At 50.4% G+C, this 9,296-nt stretch carries 6 protein-coding genes; all 6 read left to right on the forward strand.

From position 1 onward, the window contains the following. The first annotated feature begins 75 nt into the window (after nt 1-75). Complete coding sequence (locus HNR77_RS17560) at nt 76-1,134, forward strand: Gfo/Idh/MocA family protein (RefSeq protein WP_184187028.1); 1,059 nt, start codon at nt 76-78, stop codon at nt 1,132-1,134. Nucleotides 1,135-1,380: 246 nt separating this feature from the next. After that, entirely contained in the window at nt 1,381-2,793 is a 1,413-nt protein-coding gene (locus HNR77_RS17565; RefSeq protein WP_184187030.1) for an alpha-L-fucosidase, read from the forward strand. Between the two features lie 348 nt (nt 2,794-3,141). Beyond that, the gene (locus tag HNR77_RS17570) at nt 3,142-4,086 is read left to right on the forward strand and encodes an ABC transporter permease (protein WP_240636867.1); all 945 of its coding nucleotides are present in this window, start codon (nt 3,142-3,144) and stop codon (nt 4,084-4,086) included. A gap of 15 nt (nt 4,087-4,101) precedes the next feature. After that, nucleotides 4,102-5,010, forward strand: coding sequence for a carbohydrate ABC transporter permease (locus HNR77_RS17575; protein ID WP_184187033.1), 909 nt, complete (start codon nt 4,102-4,104; stop codon nt 5,008-5,010). 193 nt (nt 5,011-5,203) lie between these two features. Further along, a complete protein-coding gene (locus tag HNR77_RS17580; protein ID WP_145405783.1) occupies nt 5,204-6,838 on the forward strand; it encodes a type 2 periplasmic-binding domain-containing protein in 1,635 nt (544 codons plus the stop codon). Nucleotides 6,839-7,003: 165 nt separating this feature from the next. Next, a complete protein-coding gene (locus HNR77_RS17585) occupies nt 7,004-9,241 on the forward strand; it encodes a helix-turn-helix domain-containing protein (RefSeq protein WP_184187036.1) in 2,238 nt (745 codons plus the stop codon). The last annotated feature ends 55 nt before the right edge of the window (nt 9,242-9,296 follow it).

Below are 9,296 nucleotides of genomic sequence, written 5' to 3' on the forward strand. Positions count from 1 at the left end.
GTCTGGCCTGATAAGTGGCTTTTCAGAGTCGAGCACTATAAATTCATGTTTATCCATCAATGGAGGGGTAGTGAAATGTCCAAATTAAAAGTCGCCGTTATTGGCGCCGGTTCTATATCGGATTGTCACCTGAAAGCCTATGCCAGCAATCCGGAAGTGGAGATCTATGCGATCTGTGACCTGAACGAAACTCGTGCTGCCGATGTAGCGAAGCAATATGGAGCATCTCATGTGTTTACGGACTATAGAGACCTGCTTGCCCTTCCGGAAATTCATTCCGTCAGCATCTGCACATGGAATGATTCACACGCCGAGATCAGCATTGCCGCTCTGGATGCAGGAAAAAACGTGCTGTGCGAGAAACCGCTCTGCCAGACCGTTGAGGATGCGTTAGAGGTGGAAAAGGCTGTTCGCCGCAGCGGAAAGCTGCTTCAAGTTGGCTTTGTTCGCCGCTATAGTGACAATGCTCAGATTTTGAAAAAGTTCATCGACGAAGGCGAGCTGGGTGAAATCTATTATGCCAAAGCCTCCAGCCTGCGCCGACTCGGCAATCCGGGCGGCTGGTTCTCGGATAAGAGCCGCTCCGGGGGCGGCCCTTTAATTGATATCGGCGTACACGTCATTGACATCTGCTGGTATCTGATGGGCAGACCGAAGGTGAAGTCAGTCTCTGCCAACGTATCCAATCGGCTGGGCAATCGTGGAAATATTCGCAACCTGTCGTTCTATAAGGCAGCAGACTATGATGCGGAGCAGAACAACGTGGAGGATATGGCGAATGCATTGATTCGTTTTGAAAATGGAGCAAGCCTTCTGGTCGATGTCAGCTTCACCCTGCATGCCAAGGCGGATGAAACCTCCGTCAAGCTGTATGGCGACAGGGGCGGCGCCGAACTGGAGCCCGAAATCTCGATCATTGGCGAGAAATTCAACACCATTCTGAATATGACACCACAGGTGGACTTTAAGTCCTTTGACTTTATGGGATCGTTCCGCAACGAAATCAACCATTTTATCGACAGCACGCAGGGTCGCAAAGAAACCCTCAGCCCCGTAGAGGACGGCGTAGAGGTAATGAAAATGCTGTGCGCCATCTACGAATCCGCACGCGAGGGACGGGAAATTTCGTTATAGATTACACGCAAGGCATCCCTGTCTGTGCCCGTTATAAAGCATCCATTTACACGTGAAACGGAGAGTGCAGAACCAATCTGGAGAAGCGAAGCGCTCGCCTTTATCCCCGGATTTCCCCATAGGGAAAATAGTTCGAAGAAATTCGGGGATAACAGCGATCGGAAGATGGTACTGCAATCGGAGTGCCCAAGTGTAAATCGTATCATTTTATAACGTGAGACATTTTAACTTAAGGAGATGACCCTTTTGACCGAAACCAAAATCCCCCTGCCAGAGCAGGAAGAGCAGATCGTTGAAGCTGGTGTACACAACTTTAGCAAAGAGGATGAGTGGGTAAAGCCCGAAGATCCGTTGCTGCTGGAACGGCTGGAGTGGTTCAAGGACCAGAAGCTGGGGCTGATGATGCACTGGGGGCCTTACTCCCAGCTCGGTTTGGTGGAGTCGTGGGCGCTGAGTGATGAGGATGGCGACTGGTCGCGGGATGATGTCGACTGGACGGAGGATATGGAGGACTTCAAGCGTGAATATTTCGACTTGAACAAAACCTTCAATCCGATCCGATTTCAGCCCGAGCAATGGGCACAGATGGCCGCAGACAACGGCTTCAAATACTTCCTGTTCACGACCAAGCATCATGACGGCTTCTGTATGTGGGATACGAAAACAACCGATTACCGGATCACGGGAAAGGACACACCGTTCCACAAGCACAAATACGCTGATATCTGCCGGGTGCTGTTCGATGCTTTCCGGGCCAAGGGGCTCGGAATCTCTGCATATTTCTCCAAAGCCGACTGGCATACCCCGTATTACTGGGCTCCGGGTATGGAGCGCGGACGCCATATGTGGCGCGGGCCTTCATACGATCCATACAAGTATCCATGGATGTGGGAGAAGTTTGTGGAGTTTACCCATGAGCAGATTATGGAGCTGCTGACGAATTACGGACGCATCGAATGTTTGTGGCTGGATGCGGGCTGGGTGCGTGAAGGCCGCCACGGGCAGGATATCCGGCTTGGTGAAGTGGTTGAGCGGGCAAGAAAAACAACGCAGCCATGGCTTCTGTCCGCAGACCGTACTGTAGGCGGGCCATATGAGAACATCGTAACCCCGGAGCAAACGATCCCGGAGCATCCGATGAATATCCCGTGGGAGAGCTGTATTACCGTGGGACATTCCTTTGCATTTGGCTTCGATGATCAGTACAAATCAGGGCGTCAGCTTGCCCATATTTTGCTTGAGGTCGTTTCCAAAGGTGGCAATCTGGCATTAAATGTTGGTCCTCAGCCGGATGGCCGCCTGCCGAAAGGAGCAATTCGAGGCATTCAGGGACTGGGGAAATGGCTGAACACCCATGGCGAGGGCATATATGGCACCCGCATCTGCGCACCATACTTCACGAAGGAGTGGGCCTTTACGCAAAAGGCAGACAAAAATACCGTTTATGCCTTCCGTATCTACCGCGATGAGCAAGAGAGCCTGGAGCCACAGCTGATCATCCCTTATTTGGAAAAGGTAGAGCGTGTTGAACTTGTAGGTACCGATGACGTACTTTCGTATCAGCAGACGACAGACGGGCTGCTTGTGGAGCTGCCGCGATCCGCAACGGATGGGAAAGCACCCATCACACATACGTTCAGATTGGTCACCACATCATAAACATACATGTCAATTCCGGGGGAGATATAAGAGCCCCCGGAATTTTATTTTGGATACATATGAGATGTAATTCCTGAAGATACACGGCTTTAAATGCTTGCCCCGCAAGGGTTTTTGGAATAAAGAGAGGTCGGAGAAAATTGCAAATTGATCAAAAAGCCCCCGGCAAGGTACTATCAAATCAAGAAAGCGCTACCTGATATGAATGTTGACATTGATTAGATCGAAAGCCATGAATCAGTCTCTAAAAAGAAGATTTAAGGGATGTAAATGTAATGTATTATTACACTTGAGGTTTGAGAAGGAGTGACGCAAATGAGTCGAGCTACGGAAAGCATACCCGCGAACATGGACCTGCAGCAGATGAATCAGGCGGAGCCCAAGCGGCAGCATCCATTCATCCGAAGCCTCAAGAAGCACTGGGAGCTTTACCTGCTAGTGCTGCCCCCTGTGCTGTATCTACTGATTTTCAAGTATATTCCGATGGTCGGTGTACAGATTGCCTTCAAGGATTTCAGTGTAGTCAAGGGCATCTGGGGCAGCCCGTGGGTAGGATTCAAGCATTTTGAGGCTTTTTTTGAATCCCCGAACTTCTGGCTGTTGATCAAAAACACGATTGGAATCAGCTTTTACTCCCTGCTTGCCGGTTTCCCGATCCCGATCCTGCTGGCGCTGGCGCTGAACGAGATTCGAACGGGATATTTTAAAAAGACTGTGCAGATGGTTACGTATGCTCCGCATTTTATCTCTACCGTTGTTATGGTTTCCATCATCATTCTGATGCTTTCCCCGCATGTGGGCGTTGTTGACAAGCTGTTCTCCATGCTGGGCTTCCCGATGACCAACTTCATGGGCATTCCGGAATACTTCAAATCCATCTATGTATGGTCAGGGGTATGGCAGGGTATGGGGTACTCATCCATCATCTACATAGCGGCGCTGGCGGGAGTTGACCCGTCCCTGTACGAAGCAGCGAAGATGGACGGTGCGTCCCGGCTGCGGAAAATATGGCACATTGACCTGCCCACCCTTGTTCCGGTCACGGTGATCATGCTGATCCTGAGTCTCGGCAGCATTATGGGCGTAGGCTTCGAAAAAATATATCTGATGCAGAACCCGCTTAACACGAGTGCTTCAGAGGTGATCTCCACGTATGTGTACAAGGTTGGTCTGATCGGAGCCAACTTCAGCTTTTCCTCGGCCGTTGGATTGTTCAACTCCGTAATCAACCTGATCCTGCTGATTATCGTTAACAGCATTTCCCGCAAAGTATCCGAGAACAGCTTGTGGTAAAGGAGGAGTGTATCCATGTTTAAACGGATGAACCGTAACCGGATCAAGGACCCGATCGGGGACCGCATCTTCATGACGCTTAATTATATTTTTCTCATCGCCATTCTGTTAACGGTGTTCTACCCGCTCTTGTACATTGTCAGCTCCTCGTTCAGCTCGTCACGTGCCGTAACCTCCGGTCAGGTGTGGCTGTTCCCGGTGGATTTCAATATCAAGGCGTACATCTCCATCTTCAAAAGCCAGCAGCTCATGCTGGGCTTCTACAACACGATTATCTACACCTTGGTCGGTACCTTTATTAACGTAGCGCTGACCGTCATGCTGGCCTACCCGCTTTCTCGCAAATCGTTCTACGGACGGGGAGCGATCATCATCTTTATGATGATCACGATGTTTTTTGACGGGGGTCTGATTCCGACCTACCTGCTGATGAAGGATCTTCATCTGCTGGATACCCGCTGGGCGATGTGGCTGCCTGGAGCACTTGCCGTGTTTCAAGTTATCGTTGCCCGGACGTTTTTCCAATCCTCCATCCCGGAAGAGCTTGGGGAAGCAGCCGAGATGGATGGTTGCCGGGATATCCGATATCTAATCAGTGTTGTGCTGCCGCTATCCAAGCCGATTCTGGCGGTCATGACCCTGATGTATGCGGTCGGTCACTGGAATGCGTATTTCGATGCGCTCATCTATCTGCGTTCCGAGAAGCTGTTCCCGCTGCAGTATGTGCTTCGTAATCTGCTGATTCTGAACGCGGCTGACCCGGCGATGCTTGCCAATACAAGCCAGCAGCTGCGAGATCAAGGGTTCGAGCAGGTATTGAAGTATGCGCTCATTGTTGTCGCAAGTATTCCGATCCTGATCATGTATCCATTTGTACAGAAGCATTTTGTCAAAGGTGTCATGGTGGGTTCCCTCAAAGGTTAATCTGCCAGGAGGATAGAGGATCATCTGTATTTGTATCACGATCATATACGTGCTCTGCTATAACTCCAGCGGGAGTCGGACTTTGAAGGGAGGTGGGGGCACGCGCCGGCTTCCGGGATTGGTTTTCAGAAACCTGTATACCCGTATAGCATGACCCAAGGTTTGCCGTTATGAACAAAAAGGAGGAGTCAGATTGAGAAAATCCTGGATTTCGATGTTGTTTCTGATCTTTGCTTCAATGGCTTTGTTGTCGGCATGCAATTCGTCTGAGAAGGCAGAGGGAGGAAGCGAGGGGAGCGGCGAGAGCGGCGGCCCGGTTACGATGACCTTTTTTGCTCCGCAGGGCAAAGCATCGATGGAAGAGAATGAATTTACCAAGTTTATCGAGAAGAAATTCGACGTCAAGCTGAAATGGGATCTTGCTCCGACCGATGCACTGCAGGACCGCAGACAGCTGCTACTTGCCAGTGGCGATTATCCTGAAGTTTTTCTCCACGGCAAGTTCACGACCTCAGATCTGCAAACCTATGGTAAACAAGGTGTGTTCCTGCCGCTTCAGGACTTGATCAAGCAGTATGGCCCGAATTTGACCAAAGTGATGGAGGAGAAGCCATACTTCAAGGACGCCATTACGGCACCGGATGGCAACATCTACGCCCTGCCTATTTTCAACGAGTGTTATCACTGTACGTATGCCCAGAAATATTGGATCAACACCGATTGGCTGGATAAGGTGGGTCTGAAAATGCCTACAACGACTGACGAACTGTACACCGTTCTGAAGGCGTTCAAAACACAGGACCCGAACGGCAACGGTAAAGCCGACGAGATTCCGCTCACAGGTGCTCCGAACAAATATGTATGGAACGGCAATATTGATGCGTACTTGATGAACAGCTTTATATACAACGATAACGACAAATACCTGATTGTGAACGATGGCAAGGTGAGCTTTGCGGCCAATCAGGAAGGATGGAAGAAAGGGCTGGAGTACATGCACAAGCTGTATGCCGAAGGCCTGATTGATCCGGCTTCCTTCACGCAGAATGACCAGGCTGTAGGTCAGCTGGGGAATAAGGAAGGTGATGAGGTGGTGGGCTCCATTACAACTGCGCTCGTCAGCTATCTGGTGAATACGTACGACAAAAACATTACCCGCCACCAGCACTGGGATATCGTGCCGCCGCTGAAAGGGCCGGATGGTGTGCAGACAACAGGGGCAACGCAGAGTGTAGGCGAGTTCGAATTTGCGATTACCAACAAAGCAACCGAAGCGCAGCAGATCGCAGCAATCAAAATCGTGGATTATATGTTCAGTGAAGAGGGAGCGCTGTACGCAGAGTACGGGCCGACAGAAGGAAAGGGCTGGAAGAAGGCTGATCCGGATGAGAAAAACATCAACGGCGAGCCTGCCAAGTACAGCTACTATAATCTGCCTGAGCGTGATCCAAACGTCGTTGTGAACGAGAGCTGGTCACAGATCGGTGCGCATGACTTGTCCAACACGTTCCGCAATCTGTTTGCAGAGGGTCAGGACCCGCTGTCTGCGGAAGGATACGGTACACGCCTCGCCCAAGCGACAAATGTATACGCGCCATATGCACCGAAAGAGGTGTATCCGGCGAATGTATTTATTCGTCCAGAGGATACCGAGTCAGCAGCTCAGCTGACGACAGCGATCAAAGATTACGTGCAGACCAATATGGCGCAGTTCATCATTGGCAGCAAGAGCATTGAGAAGGACTGGGATTCCTATGTCAAAGGATTCGATGGACTTGGCCTGAGCAATTATCTGGATATTTATCAGCGTGCAATTGAGAAAAAGTAATCTGTATCGGACTGTCCCGCCGGTCACCTGTGACCGGGGCAGTCCTCTCCTATGACAACCCCACGTCATTCGATATAATGTACAGCATATTTATGAAAATTCAGTGAACAAGGCAAGTGGTTGTCGTCATGCAGCATGAAATGGAATTGGTGGGGGGCGCGGGAGATGAGCAACAATTGGTTCAGACGTTTGCTGTTATCGTATTTGCCTATATTTTTTATTGTGACGACGATTCTGTTTTTTATTTTTTTCCAGGTTTTTAATGAGCAGAACCGCAGGGAAGCACTCAAGGCGAATGAATTTCTGGCCTCACAGGTCACACAGTATCTGGACAATTCCTTGCGCTCGATTGATTTCAAGGTGCTGCGCGAGATTTTGACCAATTCCAATCTGAAAAACTATTTCTCGGTATCTGGCAGCGAGGATGTATATGCCGGCATTCAGGCAGTCAAGGTCATCGATGAATTGAAGATAGAATATCCGCTGATTGACTCGGTGTATTTGGTCAGATACAGCGATAACACGGTTTTTAGCAACGGTAAGGCCGTACCCATTAATGACTTCCCGGATGCTGCATTTATTGAAGATAGCCGCTCCAGGGATGAACAGAAGTGGGTCGGTGCGCGGTCATTCAAGGCATTCCCATCCCAGACGGCGGAGCAGGTCATTACGATTGTACGCAATGCCGCCAACGGACGAGGACTGGTTGTGACAAATGTGGAGCTGAACACACTGCGCAAATCCATTATGCAGATGTATGACCCGGAGTTTACGTTTGTGAACATTTACAATCGGGCAGGAGGAAGCCTGTGGCACAACGGAATGCCTGAGGATTACACATCTGGCCCTACCCTTGCCTCCCAAACAGCAGCGGCTTCGGGAGAAGTATTCTCTGAATTTACGTCCAGCTACAGCGGCTGGAAGGTGCAGACCGGGCTGAACAACGGAAAGATCGTCAAGTTTGCCCTGCAATTTTATAATATCTGGTTTATCTTTGCTGCTGGTGTTGTGCTGGTCGGGGTAGCATGGGTGGTCTATGTGACTCGCAGAAACTACAAGCCCATTCAGCAGATCGTGACGCTGATCCAGACCGTATCTTCACAGAAGCCGTCTGCGCTGAATTATGGCAAGGAGAATGAGTTCCGTTTTATTCATACGACACTGGAGCGCATGATTGATCAGACACGGCAGTACCAGGAGGAGCATGAGGAGAATCTGATTTTGCAGAAAAAAGTCTTCTTTCAGGAGCTGCTCGAAGGTACACGCGATTACTCGGGTCATGAGCTGTCTGCCAATATGAGCAGGTTCAAGCTGCCGGAACTGGAGCATCGCTGGGCTGTGCTGGTGGTGGAGATGGATCGGTATGACGTATTTGCAGCCGAGTACCATCAGCAGGACCAGGCTCTTCTGAAATTTGTGCTGTCCAGCATTCTGCAGGAAAGTGCGCGGCATGAAGGAACAGACGTGTGGGCCGAGTGGGTCTCCGATCAGCGTCTCTATGCGATTCTTTGGCTGCCGGAGACAGAGCATTCGGAAGAGATGGAAACACGTTTGCTCACCGATTATCTGGACCGGATCGGGCAATATCTGAATTTTACGGTCACGATCGGGGTAGGCCGCGTTGCGGTTGATCTCCGCGGGCTGCGAGCTTCCCTCAAAGAGGCAGTGCACGCGCTGGAATACAAGGCTGTGCTTGGCACCAATCGTATTATTCCATGTAGTGACGTACCGAATTCCACCAATGATGTGTATGAGTTTCTAAAAACAATCTCCCTGCTGGTGCAGGCAATGCGTCTGTCGGATGACGTCTGGGAGCAGCATTTCGAGCGGCTCTTCAAGCAGATTCGCCAGTCTGTCCTGTCGCGGCAGGAGATTATGAACACGATGCAGCTGTTGTTCCAGCATTATAATCGGGAATTTGCCGAGCTGCCGCCGGAATATAAGGAGACGTGGGCTGCGATATTTACACCGCTGCTGCCAAGGCTGGAAGGCTGGGAGACGCTGGACAATCTACGAGAGCTGTGTCTGGAGGGTTTCCGGGAACTGGCCCGTCAGATGCAGACACTGCAATGCTCTCGCAAGCATCGGTCACATATTTTGGAGATTCGCAAATATATCGAGGAGCACTATAACAATCCTGATTTGTCTCTGAATTACCTGAGTGATCTGTTCGATATCAATCCGAAGTATCTGAGCAAGCTTTTCAAAGATGAGCTTGGAGAGAAGTTTGTGGATCTGCTCATCAGTCACCGCATCGAAAAGGCGAAGCAGCTCATGCAGGAGACGGACAAAGCCATTCAGGAGATCAGCGAAGAAGTTGGGTACACGAACTATAATTCCTTCAACCGGGCTTTTAAAAATGTCGTGGGCATGGCTCCGAGTGACTATCGCAAGGCGATGTGAAGGCGGTGAGGTTGGAAGTCTGGTAAGTGTGAAGGGATGCTAGGCAGCGCAGGTG

This window comes from Paenibacillus sp. JGP012, assembly GCF_014203995.1.
GTDB lineage: Bacteria > Bacillota > Bacilli > Paenibacillales > Paenibacillaceae > Paenibacillus > Paenibacillus silvae.